Origin of the sequence: Paenibacillus lactis, from assembly GCF_017873605.1 — a bacterium.
In the GTDB taxonomy this organism is placed as follows: Bacteria; Bacillota; Bacilli; order Paenibacillales; family Paenibacillaceae; genus Paenibacillus_AQ; species Paenibacillus_AQ lactis.
Map to the genome: position 1 here is coordinate 576,197 of NZ_JAGGKI010000002.1, position 24,053 is coordinate 600,249.

Below are 24,053 nucleotides of genomic sequence, written 5' to 3' on the forward strand. Positions count from 1 at the left end.
TTAACCAAGCAGCAAGAAGCCGCGCCCAAGGCGCGGTTTCTTCTCGTATCATGCTATTCATAATGATGACCCGGTCTTTTCCCCTCGCTCAGCAAACCGTCGATCCGCTCGATCAATGCCGGAAGATCGCGCATCGTATCGATCGTAAAATCCGCCCCGTGCCGAATAAACGTCTGCCGTGTGCTCATGATGGCTTCCGCCCGCTCCGATTCGGACAAGGATTCGAATTCCTCAGGGGACAGTCCCATTTCCGAGCTGCCCACAGCAACGCCTACCGACCACACCCCGGCATTTACACCTTCTTTAATATCAGACGCGGTATCCCCGACCTTCACGACCTTCCAGGCAGCCGACAGCTTCAGATGCTCCATGTTCCGGTAGATCATATACGGATAGGGGCGTCCACATGAATGCGTATCATCCGGCGTAAAGAACACATCGGGGCGATACCCCTTGCGCTCGGCATACGATACGACCACCTCCATCATCCCGGCCGTATAGCCGGTTGTAGAGCCAATCCTCAGCCCCCGGCCGCGAAGCTCTTTCACCGTCTCGATAACTCCAGGAATAGGGTCTGTGTATGTGGACAACGATGCCATGAGCGCAGGCTCGAATTCGCCGTACAGCCGCTCCACATCTTCTTCATTGAAGGCCCTTCCGTACTTCTCCTCCCACAGTCCCGACACACGCGGCATAGACAGCATTGCGCGGATGTGATCGATTTTCAGCATGCCCATCGGCGCTCTGGCTTCCTCCATCGTTACATCGATGCCTGCATTCCGGAATATATCCACGAACACATTCACCGGTGCGAAGCAGCCGAAGTCCACAGCCGTCCCGGCCCAGTCGAGAATTACGCCTTCGATCTTGTTCATTGTGCCATCACTCCCATATATTCTTCGATAATTTCGCATAACCGCACGATATCCTGCTCATAGATCTCTCCGATGTTCCCGATGCGGAACGTGTCCACCTCCGTCAGCTTGCCCGGGTAGATGACATAGCCCCTGTCCTTGATGTACGCGTAAAATTGCTCGAAGCTGAACCGGTCGCTTGGAAAAACAAATGTAGTAATAATGGGAGATTGAACAGGCTTGGCGATATAAGCGCGGATTCCGATTCTCGCCATTCGCTCTCGCAGCAGCCGGTTATTGTTCCGGTAGCGCTCGAATCTTGCAGATACTCCGCCTTCCTCCATGAGTTCATCCAGCGCCTTGGAAAAAGCGGCTACGACATGGGTGGGCGACGTATAACGCCATTTGCCGTCCTTGTCCATTCCCCTCCACTGATCATACAGATCCAGGGACAAGCTGCGCGCAATGCCTTGGCAAGCCGCCAGCCGCTCGATGTTCGCAATGACAAACCCGAAGCCCGGAACGCCCTGGATGCACTTGTTCGCACTGCTGATCAAATAGTCGATGCCAAGCCCTGCCACGTCGATCTCGATGCCGCCAAAGCTGCTCATCGCATCGATGATCAGGGTTTTTCCGTATTCCCGGGACAGCCCCGAGATCATGTCCAGCGGATTAAGAATCCCGGTTGTCGTCTCGCAATGCACCATCGCGATATGGGTGATGCGCTGATCCTCATTCAGGATAGTGCGAAGCTCCTCCTCCTTCGGGTGCACATCATAACCGGTTCTGTAAGCGGCGTACTGGAGTCCAATGTACTCGGCCATTTGGATAATTCGTTCACCGTATGCGCCGTTGGACACGATCAGCACTTTATCCTTATCGGAAATGGCGGAGGTCATGACCGATTCGACCGCAAACGTGCCGCTGCCCTGCATCAGCACGGCCGTATATCGATTTGATCCGCTGCTTGATCGACTCCTTAATGACGCCGTCCAAGGCGCTGAGCGGCTCATCCAGCAAAAGAATCTTCGGCTTCGTCACCAGCGTTCTTGCGAGTGCCACCCTCTGCTTCTGCCCGCCGGACAGCTCGCCGATCCGCTTCTTCAAATGCGGCTGGAGTTCGAGAAAATCAATATACTCATGAACCTCCTGCGGGCTGGCGGCCCCCTTCTTATTGCGCAAGCCATAGACGATGTTCTCGTAGGCATTCAGATTCGGAAACAACGCATAATCTTGAAAAACAATGTTGAATCCCCGCTTCTTCATCGGCACGCGGCTCAGGTCCTGATCGTGGAATAAAATCTTGCCCTGGTCGACTTTCGTCAGACCGAGGATCATATTCAGCAGCGTCGTCTTCCCGCTTCCGCTCGGACCGAGCAGGGAGACGATCTCTCCCGTGCCGATCTCCACGCTGATATCGTCCAAAACCGCTTTATTGTCGAAATGTTTGCTTACATGTTGGAGTTTCAGCAAACCGGTCACCTCCCTTAAACACACCCCCAGTATAGAAATCCTATGTAAACAGGAATCATGCCAACTGTTAAATCCACGTAAATTATGCATAAATTATTACTAAATCTATACCATGTTATGGTCATATTGATCCTTAATGGATGCCTAACTTATGAATAATATGGGATGCTCTATTGAATAAGCAGGAGAAAATCGGTAAACTGGACATGAAAAAACGAGGCTTCGGCTAATGCTGATGGGATGGGTGAGGGCATGTTTCCGCTGGAGAGGCAACAGAAAATCATTGAACTGCTGACAATTCGAAAAGTCATGAAGATCACGGAGTTGACCGATGAGCTGAAGATTTCTGTAGATACGCTGCGCCGGGACCTGAATATTCTGACCGACCAAGGGCGGATCGAGAAAATATACGGCGGCGTGAAGCTTGCGGAGTCCCGGTTCGGCGAATCCTCCATGGATGAGCGCATGGTTAGCCATCTGGAAGAGAAGGACCGGATCGCCCGCAAATGCAGCGAATTTGTCGCAGAAGGCGACTGCATCTATATCGACAGCGGCTCGACGACCTACCAGATCGCCAAGTACGTGAAACACCGGAAGAAGCTGACGGTCGTAACGAATTCGCTTCCGGTTGCGATGGAGCTGATGGACAGCGACGTGGAGCTGATTATGATTGGAGGAAAAATACGGCGGGAGGAGCAGTCGGTCGTTGCGTATGAGTATATCTTTAATTTTCACGAGCTGAATGTGCAGAAAGCCTTCATATGCTGCAGCGGCATTACGATCGAGCGGGGCATCTCCGATTACAATCTGGAGGAAGCCATTACCCGCAAAAAGATGATCGAGCTGTCCAAGGAGGTCTACGTGATGGCCGACAGCACCAAATTCGGCAAGGACGTGACCGTGTCGATTGCTTCGCTCGACAAAATCGATTGTATCGTGACCGATTCCAACGTGAATCGAAGCTTTATTCCGAAGTTCAAGAAGACGGGCACCGAGCTTGTTATCGCTGAGATGTAATCATAGCAAAAGGACATTTCTACTTCGGGATCTTGAGGGATCCATCCGGAGGAAATGTCCTTTTTTAGTACGGCAGGGGCATGGAGCAGAATCGTCGGTGCTGGAGCAAAATAAGTGATTGATCGATCAATGGTACTGTAGTTGTACTACCAAATGGAAGTCAATATAATGGTAAGAAGATCAGGATGTTTTTTCTAAGTGAATACAACACTATGCAGATAGGGGAGGAAATCGGGTTATGAACGTTGGATCAGCTCGGGCGGCCGCGGCCGATTGGGTGCTGCAGCATGCCGGCGGCGAGCCCGGATTTATGGGTGCCTACTTCAGCGGCTCCACCGTAGGAAAGCCGGACGATGCCGAGATCGCGCCATCCTCCGATATCGACGTTGTGGTCGTTACCGATCGCGCAGAGCCTCCGATGAAGCCTGGAAAGTTTCGTTACCAGGACGCCTTGATTGAGGTCACTTATTTGTCGTGGCAAGACCTTGCTTCGCCCGAGCAGGTGCTATCCTCTCATCATTTGGCCGGCAGCTTTCGCGTGGACACACTGATTGCCGATCCATCCGGACAGCTTCGCAAGCTGCAGGCTGCCGTTGCCCGTCAATTCGCTGACCGGGCCTGGGTCATGCGCCGCTGCGAAGGCGTCCGGGAGCGCATCATAACAGGTCTTCGCTCCATCCAGAAGGACGCACCTTGGCACCAGCAGGTAACTTCCTGGCTGTTTCCCACCGGGATTACGACGCATTTGCTGCTGGTTGCCGACCTTCGTAATCCAACTGTTCGGCTCAGGTATTTGGCGGCCCGCGATGTGCTGAGAGCATATGGTTACGATGAGGTGTACAGCGAGCTGCTGGAGCTGCTGGGCTGTCAGCTGATGACACAGAATCAAGCTTTAGGTCATCTTGAAGGTCTTGCCCGCACCTTTGATGCAGCCAGCGCTGTTGCCAAGACGCCCTTCTTCTTCAGCAGCGATATTACGCCGGAGGCCAGGCCGATTGCCATCGACGGCAGCCGGGAGCTGATCGCCCAGGGGAACCACCGGGAGGCCGTCTTCTGGATGGTCGCCACGTACGCCCGCTGCCATGCTATCCTGGCTGCCGATGCATCACCCGAGCTGCAGCAGGAGTACCAGCCGGCCTTTGATTCGCTCCTTGCCGACCTCGGCATCACCGGCAGGGATGACCTGTTGAGCCGAGCGGATTTAGCCTTGCAATACTTGCCGAAGCTGTGGAAGGTTACGGAGGATATTCTTGCTGCTAACCCGGATGTGAAAGATGGAGACAGCCCTGCTCCGGCTTAACGTCATATCTAACAAGGGGGAGAAAGTTGTTTACTTTAATCGGCGCCGCGATTCCGTCGCTGCTCGTGTCGTTGGTGGCCGTATATGCGCTGACGGTCGTCTTCAGACGAAAACCGCTGCATCTGTTATTGCTCGGCATCCAGAGCACATTGTTCGGGATCGGACTATTCCTGCTGTACCATATCACGCAGATGGGGGCCGACAGCATTGTGCTGCTCGGAGCGTTTCTCATGATCTTCGGCTTCGTTCTTAGCATCGCGGCCGTTTTTCGACGGGAATCATAAAATTAAGGAGAATCGCAGCCGAAACGGCAGCGTTTCTCCTTTTTGCCATGCCCTTCCTCACGGGATCGGCAGATAGAATCGATGCTCTTCCCCGGCTTGGGCGAATCCGACCGATTGATAGAGCGACAAGGCCGAGGCATTCGCCGCTTTCACTACCAGCTCCGCCGTTTCCGAGCCGTGTTCCCGCAAATAATCCATCGCCCGGCTTAACAAGTATTTTGCAAGCCCTTGCCGGCGCCAAGGCTCGCGGACGAACACGTCCTCAATGACGCCCTCGCCTTCCTCCTCCCGCCATGCCATGACACTGGCTGCAATCTGCTCTCCCTCAGCGACGATGATCGCCGTCCAATTCGGTTTCGCCTTGTACTCCCGAAGCCGGTTCAAACCAAGCGGTGCATCCGGCCATACCTCGGCCTCCAGCTTCAGATACCTCGCTTCCTCCCGCTCGGTCTGCATGTCCCATAACTGACAGCTAAAGTTCTCATCAATCGCAAATGAAGGGATCGGCTCGTTCAAGGAGCGGACCATGGAGTACAGGTTCTCCAGCGGCCTAAATCCTTTTTCCTCTGTGAAAAAAGCCGTATTCCTCTCCTCATGGGCAAAATTACCGACACACAAATAAGTGCCGTGATGACTGGGCAGCGTCTCGTTCAGCTCGAGCGCCCGGGCGTAGAGACGTTGGTACAATTCCTCCAGCAGCTCAGCATCCCTCTCCCGTTCGGGGATGGTTTTCAAATTTACGTAAATATGGTGCTTGCAGTTTTCCGGGCAATCCTCCGGAAGCACATTGATGACAGCCACCTGGCCTTTGGCAACCATCTTCCCCTCTTCAAATGCGCAGAAGACGTTCGTCCAGTTGTCTTCATCGCCCACCCACCAGAACAGTCCGTCCCCTTGGCGCACGGCCTCGTATAACGCTCCGAGCAAAGGCATGTCGTCCTGCCGGAAGTTTCGTGTGATTCGTATATTCAAGCTTCGCTTCCCCCCTTTTGCCTTCATTCTACGATGGTCCTGCGGCCTGAACCTATATAAAAAATGGCTAAAGTCAAACAAGGCTTTCCAAATGCTGGACTCCTTCGTTTTAAGCCTATGGTCTCGTTGCAATCAGCTAAAAAACCTATACCCACCATTTCCGGGTTTCCGGTATACTGGCATCAAAGAACCATGATGTAATCGAGGTGAGCTTGAAATGCTGGAGCGTTCGATGGAGAATGTGATGGAATATTTCGCGAAAGGAGTTGATGCTTATCGAATATAAACGAAAAGAGGACGATGAACATGAACAGAAACGGCACGATCATGAGCGGTGAATTTGCATTGAACTATACGGTCCGCGGGCAAGGTCAACCCATTCTTGCCGTAGGAAGCAGTGTGTATTACCCGCGCTTGTTTTCGGAGCATTTTTATACAGCATTCCAATTGATTGCCCTTGACCACAGGGGGTTTGTGAAGCCGCCGCGGCCTCTTCAGCCGGAAGATTATACGCTGGATCGCATCGTGGAGGATATCGAGGCCGCGAGACAAGCACTTGGCTTGAAGGATCTTGTGCTCATGGGCCATTCCGGGCATGCGTTCATGGCAGCGGCCTACGCCCGCCGTTATCCTGAAGCTGTCCGCAAGCTTGTTCTGCTGAACACCGCGCCGACCAACAGTCCGCAGCGGCAGCAGCAGAGCCTGGCCTTCTTCCAGGATACCGCCAGTCCGGAGCGCAAGCGCCAATTCGAACAGGACATTGCCCTTCTTGAGGAAGATCTTGCAAAGGAGCCTGAGAGACGGTTTGTGCATATGTGTATCCGCATGGGCGCGCATAGCTTTCATGATTATACCTTTGACGCCTCGCCAATGTGGGACGGAGTCTACACCAATATGCCCGTCATCGATGATTTATGGGGCAGATCCTTCGCTGAGCACAATCTGATTCCGCTGCTGGCGGAGCTGCGTCCCCCCGTGTTCCTCGGGCTCGGACGGTATGACTACCTTGTCGGTCCGGTATCGCTGTGGGATCCCGTAGATGAACGGTATGGACATGTGCACAAGGTTGTATTTGAAGCCAGCGGCCATAATCCGATGCTGGAGGAGCCTGAAGCATTCGTCTCGGCGCTTTCCGATTGGATCCGCGAGTGAACGGATGTATTGAATGAAGAAGGCCTGTGCTGTCCGAAGCCTCCTTCGCTGGGGTAAATTTTAAAACAGCAGGGCACCCCGCGGTCAAATGATCGATAGGGTGCCCTGCTATATTTTAATCAAAGGTTCAGCTGATGCATGGGTTTCTTCAATAGCGAGCCTAAGCTCCGAGTTCAGTACACTAGAGGGCTCAGCACGCTTTTTCAACGCTCGGGCGTTGTTTAAACGGCTTTTCGCGAAGCGGTTAGAAAATACAACGCATACAAGGCGCAGATGACGGCAATGAAGCCATATCCGCCGAACACATCGAATTTCGACGAGAAGTATCCGAAGCCTAAGCCGATTGCAATTAGTACCGCCTTCTCCCCCAACGACTGGAATGACCCCGTCGTCGCCCGCATCCGGGAGTCTGCCCGGTGTTGGAGATATCCTGCGGCCAATGGCTCGACGAGCCCGGCGAACAGGGATATGACAAACAATGCCGCTATCGAGCGGCTATCCCGCATGGCGGCAAGCCAGAAGAAGCAGGCTGCCAGCACGCCGGTAACCAGGGTTAAGAGCAGCCTGTAGCTGAACCGCTCCTTCAGCGCGAATGCCAGTAAGTTTCCCGGAAGCCTGAGCAGAAAGATGCCTGCGGAGAACAGGCCGAAATACAGCACGGGAATCTCCACACGCTCTAAATATGTCTGCCAGAACTCATCGATGAAATTGACGGCTGCCCCTGTGACCATGCCGGACAGCATTACCAATAGCAGCCCCCGGTTCTCCCTGAACAGTCTCCATGATGCGGTAAGGTACACGCGGATTGGAATCGGACTTTCCTCCCCGTCCCCGGACGACCCCGCTTCCGTCAGCGTCAAGGTCAAGCCGAGGCAGACCAGCATGCTGATTAGCGACAGCGCGTAGTTGAATTCGTAAGGCAGACGGCTTGCCAGCAGACTGCCGCACAGCGCCGCCAGCACCGTTGATGCTATATCCACCGCGTTCAAGCGGCCGAGCCACTTCTCGAAGGAGCGCTCCCGCCCTCGTTCTCGCAGCGACTCATACAGCAGCGCCTGCTCGGCCCCGCTGCTGGCCGCGCCGCCAATTGCCGCCACAACGACAACGAGCGCAAAATGCCAAAATGCCTCGGCGAACAGGAGCAGCAGAAACTCCGCGCAGCCCATGAGCGCGGAGACCAGCATCATGGTCTTCCGCCCCCAGCGGTCGGCCATCATGCCGCTAGGCACTTCCAGCAGCACGATTGTAACGGCATAAATAATCTCCGCATACACGACCATCGGAATCGTCATGCCTCGATCTTCCCAGTACAATCGTTCGATGACGTACGCGGGAATGAGACTGTAGAAGAAGCGGATCGCCAGCAGCTTCCACACATTTATATTTATCGAATGGTTCATTATCGGCTCCCTCTCTTATCGGACTGTCTTATTTCAAATCCGGATACAGAGGGGGGACCTCGTGCACGAAGTACGGCGAGGGATTAGCAGGGCGGTCGGGCTTGATTCATTCAGCGGCCTCCTCTTCGCTTGATAAACTTGCTTATATTATGCTCGCTTGCCTCTTTCGTTAACGCTATTATAACGGATATTGTCCGTCCCCGGGAATCCTTCTTTCCGGGCGCTGACTCTTGCGGGCAGTCATCGACCGACCCGCTTGGGTAGCTCTCTCCTTCTTCAACATTTCGGTAAACTACCGGATGTTCTTGGCCCGGATTTCCGGCTTTTGGACGCAGCCGACCCGATCAACATCATACAGCAACCAAGACCCCTTATCCCTAAAAAGGGTCATTGCAGATCAGCCCCACCCAAGCGGCTCATCTCCTCCTCGATCCGGCTCGGATCAATGCGCTCAAACAGCTTCGCCAACTGGCATACCGTCCGATTTACGGGTACATGGCACCGAGACCAGCCCGGCTCATCCAACGCAAGAAAGTCCCGTATCCGATCACAGGCGAACGGAATAAAAGGCTGCAGAAGATTCGCAAGGTTAGCGATGATTTGCACACAGGTATGCAGTGTGTGACCGCAAGCCTCCGGGTCATTCTTGATTTGAAGCCATGGCTTCCGCTCATCATAAAATTTGTTAGCCTGGCGCACGATCCGAAAGACGGAGGCTAAGGCTTCCTTCAAACGACCTTGTTCGATGAGCGTTCCGGTATCGACATACGATTGCTCGATGATCCTCCGCCAATCCTCTTCTAAATTCCCTTCAGGAATCTTGCCGCCAAACGATTTTTCGATAAAAACCAGCGTCCGATTCACCAAATTCCCGAAAGCCCCGAGCAGCTCACCATTATGCCTGTTAATAAAATCGAGCCAAGAGAAATCCGTATCCCGATGCTCAGGTCCGTTGGCGATCAGGAAGTAGCGGATCGAATCCGGCTGATAGCGGCTAAGAAGGTCCGGCACCCAGATCGCCCAGTTTCGGCTTGTCGAAAATTTTCTCCCTTCCAAGGTCATATATTCGCAGGACAAGATCCGATCCGGCAGATGCAGTCCGCCTACCCCTTTAAGAATCGCCGGCCAAATCAACGTATGGAACGGAATATTATCCTTACCGTGAACGTAGTAGGTGGTAATGTCGCCATCTTCCTGCCAAAAGGACTCCCAATCTCCGCCCGTTTCCGCGGCCCATTGCCTGCTTGCCGATAAATATCCGCTAACCGCCTCGATCCAGACATAGATTTTCTTCCCTTCAAGCCCCGGAACCGGGACGTCGATCCCCCAGTCCAAATCCCTTGTAGCCGCCCGGTCCCGCAAGCCCTCCTCCAGATATCGCCGGCTCTGCAGCACCGCATTCTCCCGCCAGCCCTCAGCTTCCTTCACGTATTGCGCGAGATCTTCCTGAAACTTGGACAACGGTACATAAAAATGCTCCGTGGGGCGTTCTACCGGAGGGTTGCCGCAAATTTTGCAGGCTACGTTCGTCAGGTCCGAAGGGTCCAAAATAGCGGAGCATACGTCACATTGGTCGCCGCGAGCCCGGCTTCCGCATATCGGGCAGTCCCCTTCCACATAACGGTCCGGCAAAAACCGGTGGTCGGTCTCGCAATACGCTTGCCGGATCGTTTTCCGGTATAAATGCCCGTTCTCCTGAAGCTTTAAAAACAGCTCCTGTACAATACGGTGATGGAAGGGTTGGTCTGTACGGGTGTACAGATCGTAGGTAAACCCAAGCCGCCGGAAGCATTCCGAAAATTCTTGATGGTACCGGTCCGCAATATCCCGCGGAGCAATCCCCTCGGCAGTGGCCTGAACCTCCACCGGCGTTCCGTGGCAATCGCTGCCGGATACATACAGCACCCGCTCGCCTTTAGCCCGAAAATAACGAGCCAATACATCGCCAGGGAGCAGACTCGCCAGCCTCCCCAAATGGAGCGATCCATTCGCGTAAGGCCACGCGCCCCCGATAAAAATGTTGGTCATCATATAATCCCTCCTTTTTTTCACAAACAAAAAAAGCCCTCATCCCAAAGGGACGAGAGCTTGTGCTCACGTGGTACCACCCAATTTCACGAATGCCTCACAGCATTCACCTCTTCGGGTACGGCGCATTCCATGCACGTATACCCTAGCACAGTAACGGGTGCAGGTTCCGGCGCAGCCTACGGCTTGGATCAGCTTCGGTGCGCAGCTCAGAGGCCATATTCCCTTAGGCTCATTCCTTACCCCTTCTCACCTGCCGGGGCTCTCTGGTCAAGGACCTTACCTAGGTACTCTTCTCATCATCGCTTGTCATTGGCATATTCAAGTTATTGGAAATCATACCTGATCATAACTCCCGAAGTCAAGGGGCGACCTGTTACGTAAGAAAAAATGCAAAGCCGCTTAGCATCTAATCTCACATAAGCGCCAAAGATTTTTGTAAAGCGAGTGTCGCTTCTCCATATGATTTACAGCTGCATAAAGCCTAGATCCATCGGGATCGAAATACGATTCAAGCAGTCCTGCCCATCCAATGGTCAGCCATCGCTCTCTTCATGAAAAAAACAGCCCCTTCTGCCATCCGGCAAGAAAGGACTGCATATTGGTTGATACTCACAGTCTGATCGGTTAAGCCTTCGGCGCCAGCTCGGCCCCTTGGCGGATCGCTTCCATCAAGCTCTTCTCATCCGCGATGCCCGTTCCGGCAATATCGAATGCCGTGCCGTGGTCAACACTTGTGCGGATGATCGGCAGCCCGACCGTAATGTTGACGCCCGCATCCAGGCCCAGCACTTTGACTGGTCCGTGTCCCTGATCGTGATACATGGCCACGACGATATCGAAGTCGCCGCGAACCGTCCGGAAGAAGAGCGTATCCGCCGGGAGCGGTCCCACAACCTCAATGCCTTCCGCCTGAGCTTTCTCAACAGCCGGAATGACTTTCTCCTCTTCTTCCCCGTACCCGAAGAGGCCGTTCTCCCCGGCATGAGGGTTAATCCCGCACACGGCAATCTTCGGCGCATCGATCCCCGCCTTCCGCAGCGTCTCATGCGCCAGCTTGATCACATGATATACCCGCTCCGGCGTGATCATCTTCACGGCATCGATCAGTCCGACATGGGTCGTCACATGGATGACCTTCAGGTTCGGCGCGGACAGCATCATGGAGAAGTCCTGCGTTCCCGTCAAGTCTGCCAAAATCTCCGTATGACCCGGATATTTGTGCCCGCCCTTGTGAAGAGCCTCCTTATTCAGCGGAGCCGTGCAAATTGCTTGAATGCGATTTTCCTTCGCCAGCTCAATGGCTCTTTCCAAATATTTAAACGCGGCATGTCCAGCCTCGGCCGACACTTGACCGACCGGCAGATCGCCCGGCAGCAAGTCCAGATCCAGCACGTATACCGTGCCCAGACGGTAATCGGCCTGCTCCAGCTCGTCCGCAGCAATGCTCTCGATGGCCAAATCGCTGTTTACGAACGTCTTCGCGCGCTCCAGGATCTTACGGTCCCCGATGACGAACGGTCTGCTGATCTCATACATCTCCCCTTGCTTGAGGCTCTTCAGAATAATCTCCGGTCCGACGCCAGCGGCATCGCCCATCGTGATGCCGATTATCGGTTTGCGCTCACTCATACTCTCACCCTTTTCTTTGTGGTCATATACTGCAACGCATCAACGAGCGACTCGTCACGGCCAAAGCCTCCGGCTTTCGTAATCGCCCAATAACTGCGACCCTTGCCTTGGAGCTTACCGAACGGCAGTCCGGGCTCCGCCTCCGAATGGAGCTGCATTTCGCCGATCCCCAGCTCCTGGCAGACCGCCTTCGCCGTATCTCCGCCCGTCAGCACCAGCCCCTCAATATCCTCAAATGCCTGCAAAATCTCCCGTGTAATATGCCCGAGTCCCCGAGAGATCGCTTCGCTTACTTCCGTCAAGGACAGCCCAAGCTGATCTCCCGCTGCTTTCGCAGCGATGCGATTATGCTCGGAACCGTCCACATACAATACAGCATAAGGCTTGTCCGAGCTCTTTTCCAATGCTCGAACGTAACGATCGGCATCTGTATCGCCTCGGACCAAGTCGACCGGATCCACTTCCAGCATGCAGGCCTCCGCCATCTCGCCGACCTTTGTCAGCTGCTGCCGCGTGGTTCTGGACAAGCTGCCGGAGACAACCAGCGTTTTGCCCGCCAGCGCCTCAGCCTCCTCCCCGCTACCTGACGGCTTCAAAGCCAAAGCCTCTGGCAGGTATTCGATCAGCCCGGCCGAACCGGCCCAGACGATCGATCGATCCCAGCTCGAGAAGAAGGCGGCGATGGTCCGAAGATCCTGCTCGGACTCACTGTCGCAGACCAGCCAGGTCTGCCCATGCGATATCGCTTGGTTCACATATGCCGCAAGCTCATCCGCGGGCCCCCGCAGCAGGCTCGTATCGATCAGCCCTACCTCACGGCCGGCCCCTGCCTGGAGAAGCCCAGGAATAAAGCTTTCCGTAACAGGCGTCTTAGGGTCCTTGGCAAATTCCGTATCCGTGATGAGCGAGCCGTTCACATAGTGATGCCCGCCGACGGTTACCCGGTTCATCTTGGGAAAAGCCGGAGCAATCAACATCAGATCCGGGCGGAACACCTGCTCCACCGCCCTCAGCTCCTCCGCCATGTTGCCCCGAAGCGTCGAGTCCACCTTTTTATAAATATGCCCGTAACCATGCCGTTTCAAATAATGGGCCGCTCCATATGCCGCTTCATAAGCTTCGGCACCTTGCTTCGCCCGGCTGTCTGTATCCACGATCAGCACATCGGCAGGCGCAGCGTCACCGCTCTGACGATAGTCGAGTATAACGGTCGAGGAGAGGCCTTTCTTCGCCAATTGTACGCCTGAATCGTTCGCCCCCGTCAGATCGTCAGCGATAATTCCCATTTGATTGATCACATTTATCACACCTTTAAACTTCGGTTTCCGCTTCCCGCTCAAATGAATATCCCTTCTTCTCCATCCGTTTGACCAGGAAGCCGACATAGATCGGAAGCAGGATGGCCGTCGTTACTACAGAGGCCGCCACCTGCACGGTTGCAATATCGGTAAAGGCCGCGAAGGATGCATTGGCGGCAGCAATGGCAGCAGGCGTCGCCACCGCGTTGCCTGCAGTCGAGCCTTCAGCCGCTCCGACAATCGGATTCCATTTCATCGCTTTAAATACAAAGTAACCTGCAGTACCTGTAACAAACACCGTCAAGAGTCCAAGAATGATGCCGGACAGTCCGCCTTCCACGATCGCGCCGAAATCGATGCCCATACCGAGCGAGAATGCAAAGAACGGAATCAGCATAGAGCTTCCTTTATCCAGAAACTTGCGCATGTCTTCGTCCAGGTTGCCCAGCACCATACCGACGAGAATCGGCAGCAGCACCGAGATGAACGAGACGAACGAGAACATGCCGTCGACGAATCCCATCGCACCGAAGATCGACAAGGCCACCATGGTCAGGAACGGACCGTCATTCAATGCCAGCAAAGAATAGGCCGCGCGGTCCTCTTTGCTGCCATACTGGCCGACCAACGCCACGAACAAGCCCCCGTTACTATTGGTCATCGCCGCGATGACCGCAATCGGCGCCAGGCCGAGCCACAATCCGTTCTCGCCGGCAAACGCATAAGCGATCAAGCCGAATGCCGCCCCTACTACCCACTTGGTTACGAGCAGCGTCGCGCCTTTACCGACCGATACGCCGAACGATTTGACGTTGATCTGCGCCCCCGTACAGAGCAGGAACAGCGCGATCAATGTGCTTGAACCGTTTACGAACAAGGCCTCAGTAAAATTACCGATGCGAAGCAAATCCGGAGCGAAGGTATTGATAACTGCTGCAATAAGCAGCGGAACTACCATCATGCCTCCGGGAATTCGATCTAAAGCTGCTTTGATCTTCATTATTGTAGCACCCCTTCAATAATTGTTTCAATATTAAACAGTGATTCATGATTGAAATCGCTTGCAGGGATTATTGTAAATGCTTACTTTAAAATTTGCAACACATTGTTCAAAAATTGTTGCAATTTTAAACATTCTATCGAAAGGGCCATATTTCCTTCTCCAAGATGCCACACTAAAGATACATTGCCGCTTGGGAACCAGACCCTGAGCCTTCCCTTAGTCTGACCACTCCGCCTCAACCGATCCCTCGCCCGCTTTATGAAATGCAGTAACATCCGCCGCATAACAAAAAAGCTGAAACTATTGTTTCAGCTTTCGCCACAGCGTCGAGCGGTTGATCCCCAGCCGTTCCGCAACGCGCGTTTGATTATCATGTTCTTCTTTCATGACGGCATGAATAATCCGCTTTTCAATCTCATCCAAAGTTCCTTGAAGAAAATCCGCCGGCAAACCGGCGTTTACAGAATGCTGTATCTGCTTCCTGCCAAGATGCCGGGAAATTTGCGCCCTCCCGATCACATAGCCTTTTTCCTCCGTCACCGCATCCTTCAGCAAGGTCCTTAATTCGGCCACATTGCCTGGCCAGCTGTACCCTTCCAGCATCATCGCGGCTTCGTCCTTCAGCTTGACCGGCGATGTGCCCAGCGTTCCGTGATAGGCAGCGATATAGTAGGTTGCCAGCGCCTTAATATCTTCCTTGCGCTCCCGCAGTGCCGGCACATTCACGCGAACGGACTGCTCATCGAACAGGAGCGATTGATAGACCGGATCCTCCTTCTCGAAGGCCAGTATCACCGTTCGCCCCCTGCTGCGTTCAGCCCTCACCAGAGCTTGAAGGTTCGAAATCTCGTTCGGACTAAGCATGTCGATTCCGTTAATATAGACCGTTTTGATATCGTCGTCGAAGCCTTCGCCTTCGATCTCGGTCAAGGCCTGCTTCGCCGTCAATGCCGCGTACAGCCCCTTGCGGTCGTGTTTCTTGAAGTGAATGTAGCGTGACAGCAGCTGCTTGCCGGTACCCGTTTCCCCAATCAGGATGAAGGAGTCGCTCTCGAGATGATGCTCCATTGCTGCGAGGCATCCGGCCATCGATTCGCTGCGGGCAATGATCATCGGCAGCTGGGATACGGCCTCAACAGGGAAGGCCACTTGTCCGGTACTCTCCTTCATTTCGGAGAAATCGAACAGATAGTACGGCTTCCCCTGGATGTATTTCAATATCCGCTTCTGCTTCAGCTTGCGCTGCCCGCGCTCCTGAACCGTCAGAACACGGGTCTGATCCGGATTTTCCCGAATGCCTGCGCTTAATTCATCGACCGAAACCGGGCAGGAATCGTAGTCGGCCCAGTTTTGATAGACCACTTCGCCTTGGCGATCCAGCACGATGAGGTTGTTGGCCGTCTCGGCAAGCAGGGAATGGAGGAACGAAATCTCCCACTCCTTTCGCCGATAAAGGCGATGAACCGACTTCGCCCTTTGGAACGCTTCAAAAATCGCTTCCCGCCCGGACTGGATAAGAATGCCCTCCAGACGGTACTTGGCGGCAGCCTCTATCGTTACGACATCCCCCATAATCAGCTCATAGCCCTTATCTTTGAGTTCCTCCAGAATCGAGTCGACCTCCCCTGCCTTCTCGACCGTGCACACCTCGATCTCGATATCCAGCACATCGGTAATGGCCTTGGCCCCAAGGGTAATGTTGGAGAAACCGACAATCGCTTTTTTTCCGGGAAAATCATTCGCCAGCGTCAGCACCCGCAGCATGTCATAGCCCGAAACATGAACGTCAATGACCGGAATCGCCACCTCGGGCTCGATCAGCTTGGCCGTGCCGCCCCTGCTGATGATCACGTCATAGCCCTGAGACTCTCCTGCCTGCGCAAGCGGAATCGCCTCCTGGAGGTTCGCCACCTCGATATGAATATCCAGATCGGGATCCTCTTGCCGGCATTCGTCGATGAGCGGGGTCATGGCCGGGTAAGGAGCGATAAACAATGTTTTTATCTTCATCATGTTCCACCTATAAGTTCTTTGGTTAACCCTATGCTCATTATTCTAAACGTTCCGGTTCAAATAACCAACTTTTTATGGGATCACAGGGCAGGGACCTGGCCGGGAGCCAGACTATTAAACGGGATCCGATCAGGATGCGCTAGCGGTAAGAAGATTTCCCATCGGCACAAAATGAACAGCGAACACCCCCAAGGCCGTCTTCCATGCCAGGGGGTGCCTCTATCATATTCAGTTATGCTTCAATCCGTACCGTTACGGCACTCTTGGCTTCCATGCGGAAGCTTAACGCCTCTATACCCTTCAGCGCAAGCGATACATTGGCAGCCTGCTCCCCGTCGTTGAACATCACGGCGGCCACCGAGCCGTCCGTATTTTTGAATGCAACGTTGGATACCAGCGCATGGCTGGATTCGGACGCGATTCGGACCGCTTTGGGACGAATGCATTTGCTGAAGTGGGCGAGCGCGTAGTAATCCAGCGTATAGGTCAGCTCCTTGGTTCCTTGATCGATCTTGACGATGCCGCGGCAGGTGCTCTTGCCGAATCCCGGTACCGTAGGCCCGTTCTTCTCATCGAGCGCCATATTCCATAGCACGAACGACTTGCTGCAATTCCGGAGAATGTCGATGCCCGTCCGCATCACATTAGAGAAAGCCGGTTCGAACGGCGGAATCCACTCCCCGCCCGATCCTTCCGTGAAATGGACCTCTTTGCCAGGAAAAGCTTCAAACACCTCGGTCTGCGCCGATGGCCGCCCTCCATACCAATGCCAAGCGACGCCATCCACCTCGTCATGCGCCTGCTCGAGCACTGCCTTTGGATACTCCGGCTTGTCCCAGTTGTGGTCATAACACAGTATTTTCGTGTTGATGCCGTGCTGCACGAATTTCGGCTTGAGATGGTTTTTAATAAAATCGCTCTGCGCTTCCGGCAGCATGATCATGCCCGGATAGTGCACGGGCGAATACAATGCCTCGTTCTGCGGGGTTACGGCATAAATCGGCAGGCCATGCTTCGCATAAGCCTGGATGTACCGCACGAAATAATCTGCATACACCCCGTAATATGCCGGCTTCAATTCCCCTCCGATCATCGAGCCGCTCGTCTTCATCCAGCCGGGAGGGCTCCAAGGCGAGCCCATCAGCTTAACATCCGGATTCAGCCGCAGCGCCTCCTGCAGTAAGGGAATGATGTCCTCCTCATCGTGCGCGATCGAGAACCCCTTAAGCTCCTCGTCCGTTTCACCTTCCGGCATATCGTCATAGCTGTAGAAATCGCGGGCATAGTCGGAAGCGCCCATCGGATTGCGAAGCACCGACAAGCCGATCCCTTCCTCCGCATCGAACAGCCTCCTCATCAGCACCGAACGCTGCTCCGGCTCCAGCACTTGATGGATCAAATACGCGGCCGAATCCGTAAACGATGCCCCGAATCCGTCCATCTCCTGATAGGTAAGCTCATCGTTAATGGTAATCGTGCTATGCTCCTCGTCCGGTGGTACCGGAGATAGCTGTTCCTTCGATTTCGGGACGAATAGCTCGTCTTCCCCTCTCGACTCATAAATGGTGATGTTTCGCATGCTGTTTCCCTCCAGGTTCGCTAAGTTTCCTATCCATCGGATCGGCCCATGCCAGGGGCTTGTCTGCCGAAGCTCTCCCCTTCTTGGAAAAATCTCCGCAGCCCCTGCATGGACCTTCGTCTATTTAAAGACCAAGCTTCTCCTTATTCGCTTTCATCTTCTCGTTGCGGATGTCCACGATTTTGTCCCAGCTGTTGGCCTCAAGGAACGATTTGTATTCATTCAAAATGCTCTCGAATTGCCCATCGTCCTTGGCACGGATCATGCTGACGAGCGTCGTGTTCCACTTCGTATTAATGGCGCTCAATGCGCGAGCCTCCGGGGTCCCTTGATCCGGATTGATATTCTCCAGAATAAAGTGCGGCACCAGCTTGCCCCGGCCCCATTCCTGCATCTGCTTGATCGCATCCGGGAAGGCGTCCTGGCTTAGCGCCTTATGGCGGTCATGGCCGAAGAACATGAATTCACCCATACGATAATCCTTCTTGAAGGTGTCCGGATTGTTCAATTGCAGCTCCTTCACGGCCGGCAGGAATGCTACGGTGCCGTCGGCGTTGACCTGATAGGTTTCGCCTTCGATTCCGTAGTTCATCAGCATTTGGCCCTCTTCGCTCAGCAGGTACGTGAACAGCTGAATCGATTTGGCCGGATCGGCGTTGCTCTTCGTAATGAAGCTGATCATCCAGCCGGTGATGCCGGATTGGTTCAAGGTCGGAGCATGTCCCGCCGTGCTTTGCGGCCCGTCAATCGCGATGTATTCCTTGCCCGGGTTAGCGCTGGCGAAGCTTTGGAGATTGCCGCCCTGCTGCGGGGTTCCGTCGAGCAGAATCGTTGCGTATTTGCCCGCTTTTACCTTCTCTTCAAAAGCCGTCCCGTCGTCCGCAAAGCTGTCGTCGCTGATTGCGCCGTCACGATAAACGGTGTTCAGCGTCTTCACCCACGTCAGGTAGTCCTCGTCCAGATTGCGGTTGTAGAACCCGCCGTTCTCGTCCTCCAGCGGCACGCCGATGAAGTCCTGCAGCACGTCGCCCAGCGACCCGGTTCCCTCGCCGATCGAGTTGAATCCGAATGGAATCAGCTGCGGGAATTTTTGCTTGATGTCAGCCAATACCGCGCGGAACTCATCCGGCGTTCCCATGCTCGGCTTGCCCAGCGCCTCATACACGTCCTTGCGGATGATGAACGCCGTCTTCGCCGGAATGTTACCGCTGTCATAATCCGCCTGGGTGTTGGAGTAGTTCGGGTAGCCGTAGGTTTTGCCGTCCTTCAGCTGGAACCAGTTCAGCGTATCCTGCGCTGCCACCTTGTTGAAGTGAGGGTCGTACTTCTCGGCCAGATCATTGAGCGGCAATGCCCAAGTCGCAGCCTTCTGCACTACCGGCGAGTTGGAGTCGAAGGTCGTGATCAAATCCGGCATATCGCCGCCGGCAAAGAACGTATTCAGCTTCGTATCGTCCCCCGTGATGAACTTGATGTTGATATTAAGGTCTTCCTTGATTTTCTTCGTGACGACGTCCTTGCCGAAATCGGTGTTCCACCAATCAGCGTTCACATACCAGGTCAGCTCCGTCGCCTCTTCCTTCTTATCGAGCTTCCACGCCGGCGTTTCCGGATCCGGGGTGTACCGGTCCTCGATTGAGATCCAGTTTTCCTTCTTGGAGCCGGAGTCGCCGCCCGAGCCGCAGCCGGCAACTACCAGCATAATCGCCAGCATGAGCGAAGCCCATGCAAATCTTGTTTTGCCCTTTGATTTATCCATCTTCAACATCCAGTAACCCTCCCTTTTAATAAAAGCGCTTTCTTTCAGACCCGACCTACTGCTGCTTTCTTATTCTTTCACCGCTCCCAGCATCATTCCGGAAATAAAGTACCTTTGAAGTATTGGATAGATCGCAACAATCGGCAGCGTAGTAACAACGATCGTGGCAAGCTGAACGCCCTTCGTTGTCGTCTCGATCACGACCGAGCCGGCGTTCTGCATCGATTGCGTCTGCGACTGCACGATAATTTCGTAGAGCATCATTTGCAATGGGTACAGCGACTGATCCGTGATATAGAGCTTGGTCGTCATAAAGTCGTTCCATTGTCCGACGCCGTTGAACAGCGCAATGGTCGCCATTGCCGGCATGGACAGCGGAATGAAGATGCTCAGGAAGATCCGCCAATCCCCGCCGCCGTCAATCTTCGCGGATTCCTCCAGCGAATCCGGCACGTTGCGGAAGAAATTCATCAAAATAATGACATCGTAGAAGCTGAGCAGCGCCGGAATAATATACACCCAGAAGCTGTTCAGCATGCCCAGGTCCTTGATGAGCAGGTACGTCGGAATCATCCCGCCCGAGAAAAACATCGTGATGACGCCCATCGTGACATAAAATTTGCGGCCGCGCACGTACCGCTTGCTGAGGCCGTAGCCGACCATCGCACAGAAAAAGACGTGGGTGATGACCCCGATCAAGGTTTTGGCGACCGAGATGAAGAAGGCCTGCCAGATGCCGTCATCCCGGAATACGGCCTGGTAATTTTCAAGGGAAAATTCGGTCGGCCAGAAAATAAACCCGCCCTCCGCCAGAGCTCTGCCCGAGCTGAAGGAAGAGACCAGAACATTCCAAAGCGGAACCACGATGATAAGCGTAAACACTACCAGCAATGCGATATTGACGGCATCGAAGATCCGGCTATCCCAGTCCCCTTTCGCTGCTTTCGAATTCAAGGTAAAGCCTCCCTCCCGTTACACTTCTACCGCCCGCCCTTAACCCTTAGCGTCCGATTCGGCGCTTTGGATGCAGCGGGCACTTTTGGGTGAACAACCGTTACAGAACCGACTGGTTGTCGTTTAATTTGCTGGTGACTTTGTTGGCGGTCACGAGCAGAATGACCGAAACGATCGAGACGCCAAGGCCCACGGCCGTTGCGTAGGAGAAGTCACCCTGCGTCATCCCCATCCGGTATACGTAAGAGTTGATAACCTCCGCCTTTTCCCGGTTTTGCGAGTTCATAAGCACCAGCGTCTGATCCAGGTTCGAGCCTAATAAACCGCTTACAGTTAGGATCAAGTTCAAGCTGATGATCATTTTCATGTTCGGAATGGTAATATTCCAGATTTGTCTGAGACGGCTGGCGCCGTCGATTTTCGCGGCTTCGTAATAGGTCGGATCGATCTTGGCCATAATCGCCAGATACAGAATCGTCCCCCAGCCCGCTTCCTTCCAGATGTCGGACAAGGTGGCGATCCACCAATACTTGTTCGGATCCAGCATAATGTTCTGCGGCTGCGAGATCAGACCCAGGCTGAGCAGCAGCTGGTTGAACAAGCCCGTCGTCGAGAACCAGGTAATAAGCATCCCGCCGAGCACGATCCAGGACAGGAAGTGCGGCAGGTACGACACCGTCTGCACAAATTTCTTGAACCGCCCGAAGCTGACCTCGTAAATCATGATGGCAAGAATAATCGGAATGACGAACCCGATCGCTAATTTCAGAAAGCTGATGCCCAGCGTGTTTACGACGGAATCCCAGAAGTACTTGTCCGACATGATGATTTTGAAATTGTCCAAGCCGACCCACGGCGCGGAATCGATCGTGTCGATGACCGTGTAGCTCTTGAATGCGATCGTCAGACCGTAAATCGGAATGTAGCAGAAAATAAACATGAACACGACGCCCGGAAGAATCATGGACTGCAGCTCCCATTGCCGTCCGAAATCCACGACAAACTCCTTCACTCTCCGCCCCATCGGCTTTTTGCCGGATGGAAGCACGGCTCCCGTTCCTGCGGGCGTCGCGGACGGAGCCTCGGCTGTCTTTGCCACCTCGTTCGCCTCCTCCTTTAATAACATGGTTGTTTCCAGACCCCTCGATTGCACTACACCTTGTTACCCATCCATAAGAACGCAATCATTCATCATTCAATAAAAACGTTTTTATTTTTGGTAATAAAAACCCCCTATGCTTGGATGAATTTAAAAAAACAGATCCGAAATGATGCCTTCTGCCTAGTCTACTGGCTCCGGCTCATTCCGATCGGACCTTCACTTGACTGGAGCCGCGGACGATCAGTTCTCCCGCCAGCTTCTGCACCTTGCCCTGCTCCTTCTTCTGGATCATGCGCACCAGATGGTCAACGACCAGGATGCCTTGCCGCGCAATCTGGTTGCGCACCGTTGATAACGGCGGCGTAAAATACTGTGCGATATCGATGTCGTCAAAGCCGACGACGCTGATATCCTTCGGAACCTCGTAGCCGAGCGATTTCAGTGCCCGGATGCAGCCGATGGCGCTGAGGTCGTTCCCTGCCAGGAACGCGTCCGGCACCTTGCCTGGATGCATGTGGATGAACGATTTTACGGCGTTATAGGAGCCTTCCTCCTCGAAATAACCTTGGAGGATCAAGTCCTCATCGATCGGAAACTGCACTTCGCGTAAGGCCGCGAGATAGCCCTCCTTCCGCTGCACGCTGTCGAACATGGTGTCCACGCCCGATATGTAAGCAATATTGCGGTGTCCGAGACTGATCAAGTATTTCGTCGCCTCATATCCAGCTTCATATGAGTCGAAAATAATGCTCCCCATCGTCTCGTTCTGAACGACGCGATCGAGAAATACCGCCTTGATTTTGTCCTTCTCCATGACGGCAATGTCTTTATCATCAATTCTCAGCTCTTCGAAAATGATGACGCCGTCTACGCGCCCGCCCAAAATGTTGCTCATAATGACCTGCTTGTCCTTCGTCACGAACACGTTCAGCCCGTAGCCGAGACGGTCGCACTCGCGGGACATGGATTCCACAAGCGTATAGAAATAGGGCCCCGATACGCTGGTGGTGAAGAAGCCAAGCATCTTCGTCTTGCCCGATTTCAGCAGCTTGCCGTTCAGGTTCGGCACGTAGTTGAGCCGTTCCGCCACCTTCAACACATGCGACTTGGTCTCGGGATTCAGCACGTCCACGTCATTGAGCGCGTTCGATACCGTCGAAATCGATACGCCGGCCTCTCTTGCGACATCTTTGATGGTTACCTTGCCCATTCACTGATCTTCCTTTGCAATAAAAACGTTTTTATGTACATAAGTTACCATACGATGGCGTTGAGCACAATGCTTATTTTTTCGGGTAGGCGGATTTTTATGCGAGGCTTGTCATTCGCACCAATCCTCGGGGCCGATGGAAGCCGATGGAAGACGACGGAAGTGGATCGGGTGATCCCATCTGCGTGCGAGTGATGGAAGAACCTTTTGAGGGAGGGCAGTACGGTTCCAAAAGGAACAGAACCTTTGGTGAATGACATCACCAAGGCTCATTTTGGGGATAACCTAGATTACATGCGATGATTAAGCCGATTCAGACGGCTCTTTAAATTAAGAAAATAAAGGAAGGGATCATTTCTTGAAGAGATGTCCGCAGGGTTTCAGTCAAAGGCTGGAATTCAATTAAATGTAGAGCAGAAATGTAGAGCAGAACTCCAGCCACTAAAAGACTTCGCAATTTTTAATTTTGGCATTTTATCCATTCACTTTTTCTTTTTTTCGAAGAAATCGAACTTGATCACGTAATCAAAAAGAGATGTAATAATAACAGCTCCAAGCGGAATCATGGCGGGTGCCCATGGCGGATTAACCGGAGCCTCACCAGGGGGTGCATCAATTAAAATCGCATAAAGGACAAAACAATAAATTAGGGCCACAACAATACCTGTCTTGTTTCTATTTTTCACAGCTGTTTTCACCTCTAGTTCACAGAAATTCAAAGTATTGTATTTTCTAGCTAAGAATATTGTAACACAGATCGACAAAGCTGGAATAATTTATCTCTCTAGTTATAGATCCTAAGCTGAAATCCTGCGACGAGTCCCGGCCGATTCAGCGATGAAACGAAGTGGATCCGAGAAAACGAGAAACGTTTTAATGACCTGAAATCCTGTGTGCTATCAAAAAGTGAAGAGTAAAAAATCAGCCATGGAGTCGGGCATGTCCCGTTCTTCCATGGCTGTTTTCGATTGCATGTTTACTTCGCGACTATGTTTGCGCTTATGAACGCTGGCTAAAACCCCC

Annotated in this window: 18 protein-coding genes and 2 pseudogenes; 4 read left to right on the forward strand and 16 right to left on the reverse strand. The window is 53.5% G+C overall.

What is annotated here, in order from left to right; all coding sequences use genetic code 11:
* Positions 1 to 53 precede the first annotated feature (53 nt).
* The 3 genes and pseudogenes from phnX to J2Z18_RS05455 all read right to left on the reverse strand — a co-directional run.
* Positions 54 to 875 carry a phosphonoacetaldehyde hydrolase gene (gene phnX / locus J2Z18_RS05445; protein ID WP_210094332.1) on the reverse strand — a complete coding sequence of 274 codons (822 nt, stop codon included), beginning with the start codon at positions 873 to 875 and terminating at the stop codon, positions 54 to 56.
* A pseudogene (phnW, locus tag J2Z18_RS05450) lies at positions 872 to 1,804 on the reverse strand (2-aminoethylphosphonate--pyruvate transaminase); the annotation flags it as partial. The gene phnX and the pseudogene phnW, both read right to left, overlap by 4 nt.
* A pseudogene (locus J2Z18_RS05455) lies at positions 1,803 to 2,327 on the reverse strand (ABC transporter ATP-binding protein); the annotation flags it as partial. The pseudogenes J2Z18_RS05455 and phnW, both read right to left, overlap by 2 nt.
* Before the next feature lie 252 nt (positions 2,328 to 2,579).
* Between J2Z18_RS05455 and J2Z18_RS05460 the strand changes: the two are divergent.
* From J2Z18_RS05460 to J2Z18_RS05470, 3 genes are all read left to right on the forward strand, one after another.
* A complete protein-coding gene (locus J2Z18_RS05460; protein WP_144870736.1) occupies positions 2,580 to 3,344 on the forward strand; it encodes a DeoR/GlpR family DNA-binding transcription regulator in 765 nt (254 codons plus the stop codon).
* A gap of 238 nt (positions 3,345 to 3,582) precedes the next feature.
* Positions 3,583 to 4,644, forward strand: a complete 1,062-nt coding sequence (locus tag J2Z18_RS05465) for a hypothetical protein (protein ID WP_144870738.1) — start codon at positions 3,583 to 3,585, stop codon at positions 4,642 to 4,644.
* A gap of 26 nt (positions 4,645 to 4,670) precedes the next feature.
* Positions 4,671 to 4,928 carry a hypothetical protein gene (locus J2Z18_RS05470; RefSeq protein ID WP_210094334.1) on the forward strand — a complete coding sequence of 86 codons (258 nt, stop codon included), beginning with the start codon at positions 4,671 to 4,673 and terminating at the stop codon, positions 4,926 to 4,928.
* A gap of 57 nt (positions 4,929 to 4,985) precedes the next feature.
* On the opposite strand, the gene J2Z18_RS05475 is transcribed toward J2Z18_RS05470, so the two are convergent.
* Positions 4,986 to 5,900, reverse strand: a complete 915-nt coding sequence (locus tag J2Z18_RS05475; protein ID WP_245255852.1) for a GNAT family N-acetyltransferase — start codon at positions 5,898 to 5,900, stop codon at positions 4,986 to 4,988.
* A 306-nt stretch (positions 5,901 to 6,206) separates the two neighbouring features.
* On the opposite strand from J2Z18_RS05475, the gene J2Z18_RS05480 reads away from it, so the two are divergent.
* On the forward strand, positions 6,207 to 7,052 hold the full coding sequence (locus tag J2Z18_RS05480) for an alpha/beta fold hydrolase (protein WP_210094335.1): 846 nt from the start codon (positions 6,207 to 6,209) through the stop codon (positions 7,050 to 7,052).
* Positions 7,053 to 7,273: 221 nt separating this feature from the next.
* Here J2Z18_RS05480 and J2Z18_RS05485 read toward each other — a convergent pair whose 3' ends face one another.
* The 12 genes from J2Z18_RS05485 to J2Z18_RS05540 form a co-directional block, all read right to left on the reverse strand.
* The gene (locus tag J2Z18_RS05485) at positions 7,274 to 8,452 is read right to left on the reverse strand and encodes an MFS transporter (RefSeq protein ID WP_210094336.1); all 1,179 of its coding nucleotides are present in this window, start codon (positions 8,450 to 8,452) and stop codon (positions 7,274 to 7,276) included.
* A 387-nt stretch (positions 8,453 to 8,839) separates the two neighbouring features.
* Positions 8,840 to 10,480, reverse strand: a complete 1,641-nt coding sequence (metG, locus tag J2Z18_RS05490) for a methionine--tRNA ligase (RefSeq protein ID WP_210094361.1) — start codon at positions 10,478 to 10,480, stop codon at positions 8,840 to 8,842.
* Positions 10,481 to 11,107: 627 nt separating this feature from the next.
* A complete protein-coding gene (pdxA, locus tag J2Z18_RS05495) occupies positions 11,108 to 12,112 on the reverse strand; it encodes a 4-hydroxythreonine-4-phosphate dehydrogenase PdxA (protein WP_210094337.1) in 1,005 nt (334 codons plus the stop codon).
* Positions 12,109 to 13,410 (reverse strand): four-carbon acid sugar kinase family protein, encoded by a 1,302-nt coding sequence (locus J2Z18_RS05500; protein ID WP_276824934.1) that lies wholly within the window; start codon positions 13,408 to 13,410, stop codon positions 12,109 to 12,111. The genes pdxA and J2Z18_RS05500 overlap by 4 nt, the downstream gene beginning before the upstream one ends.
* A 13-nt stretch (positions 13,411 to 13,423) precedes the next feature.
* Entirely contained in the window at positions 13,424 to 14,410 is a 987-nt protein-coding gene (locus J2Z18_RS05505; RefSeq protein ID WP_040740343.1) for a 2-keto-3-deoxygluconate permease, read from the reverse strand.
* A 303-nt stretch (positions 14,411 to 14,713) separates the two neighbouring features.
* The gene (locus tag J2Z18_RS05510) at positions 14,714 to 16,426 is read right to left on the reverse strand and encodes a sigma-54-dependent Fis family transcriptional regulator (protein ID WP_245255854.1); all 1,713 of its coding nucleotides are present in this window, start codon (positions 16,424 to 16,426) and stop codon (positions 14,714 to 14,716) included.
* Between the two features lie 232 nt (positions 16,427 to 16,658).
* The gene (locus J2Z18_RS05515) at positions 16,659 to 18,005 is read right to left on the reverse strand and encodes a glycoside hydrolase family 30 protein (RefSeq protein WP_210094339.1); all 1,347 of its coding nucleotides are present in this window, start codon (positions 18,003 to 18,005) and stop codon (positions 16,659 to 16,661) included.
* A gap of 124 nt (positions 18,006 to 18,129) precedes the next feature.
* Positions 18,130 to 19,773, reverse strand: a complete 1,644-nt coding sequence (locus J2Z18_RS05520) for a type 2 periplasmic-binding domain-containing protein (RefSeq protein WP_186332972.1) — start codon at positions 19,771 to 19,773, stop codon at positions 18,130 to 18,132.
* A 60-nt stretch (positions 19,774 to 19,833) separates the two neighbouring features.
* Entirely contained in the window at positions 19,834 to 20,718 is an 885-nt protein-coding gene (locus tag J2Z18_RS05525; RefSeq protein ID WP_210094340.1) for a carbohydrate ABC transporter permease, read from the reverse strand.
* 100 nt (positions 20,719 to 20,818) lie between these two features.
* On the reverse strand, positions 20,819 to 21,817 hold the full coding sequence (locus tag J2Z18_RS05530; protein ID WP_007132949.1) for an ABC transporter permease: 999 nt from the start codon (positions 21,815 to 21,817) through the stop codon (positions 20,819 to 20,821).
* A gap of 202 nt (positions 21,818 to 22,019) precedes the next feature.
* Positions 22,020 to 23,030: a LacI family DNA-binding transcriptional regulator gene (locus J2Z18_RS05535; RefSeq protein WP_007132950.1), complete on the reverse strand. Its 1,011-nt coding sequence runs from the start codon at positions 23,028 to 23,030 to the stop codon at positions 22,020 to 22,022.
* Positions 23,031 to 23,512: 482 nt separating this feature from the next.
* Entirely contained in the window at positions 23,513 to 23,716 is a 204-nt protein-coding gene (locus tag J2Z18_RS05540; RefSeq protein ID WP_028406738.1) for a hypothetical protein, read from the reverse strand.
* Positions 23,717 to 24,053: the final 337 nt, after the last annotated feature.

Coding starts and splice junctions, on each gene's coding strand:
- J2Z18_RS05505 (WP_040740343.1), bottom strand. CDS start 14,410: ATGAAGATCAAAGCAGCTTTAGATCGAATTCCCGGAGGCATGATGGTA.
- J2Z18_RS05460 (WP_144870736.1), top strand. CDS start 2,580: ATGTTTCCGCTGGAGAGGCAACAGAAAATCATTGAACTGCTGACAATT.
- phnX (WP_210094332.1), bottom strand. CDS start 875: ATGAACAAGATCGAAGGCGTAATTCTCGACTGGGCCGGGACGGCTGTG.
- J2Z18_RS05465 (WP_144870738.1), top strand. CDS start 3,583: ATGAACGTTGGATCAGCTCGGGCGGCCGCGGCCGATTGGGTGCTGCAG.
- J2Z18_RS05515 (WP_210094339.1), bottom strand. CDS start 18,005: ATGCGAAACATCACCATTTATGAGTCGAGAGGGGAAGACGAGCTATTC.
- pdxA (WP_210094337.1), bottom strand. CDS start 12,112: ATGAGTGAGCGCAAACCGATAATCGGCATCACGATGGGCGATGCCGCT.
- metG (WP_210094361.1), bottom strand. CDS start 10,480: ATGACCAACATTTTTATCGGGGGCGCGTGGCCTTACGCGAATGGATCG.
- J2Z18_RS05520 (WP_186332972.1), bottom strand. CDS start 19,773: ATGTTGAAGATGGATAAATCAAAGGGCAAAACAAGATTTGCATGGGCT.
- J2Z18_RS05510 (WP_245255854.1), bottom strand. CDS start 16,426: ATGATGAAGATAAAAACATTGTTTATCGCTCCTTACCCGGCCATGACC.
- J2Z18_RS05485 (WP_210094336.1), bottom strand. CDS start 8,452: ATGAACCATTCGATAAATATAAATGTGTGGAAGCTGCTGGCGATCCGC.
- J2Z18_RS05480 (WP_210094335.1), top strand. CDS start 6,207: ATGAACAGAAACGGCACGATCATGAGCGGTGAATTTGCATTGAACTAT.
- J2Z18_RS05535 (WP_007132950.1), bottom strand. CDS start 23,030: ATGGGCAAGGTAACCATCAAAGATGTCGCAAGAGAGGCCGGCGTATCG.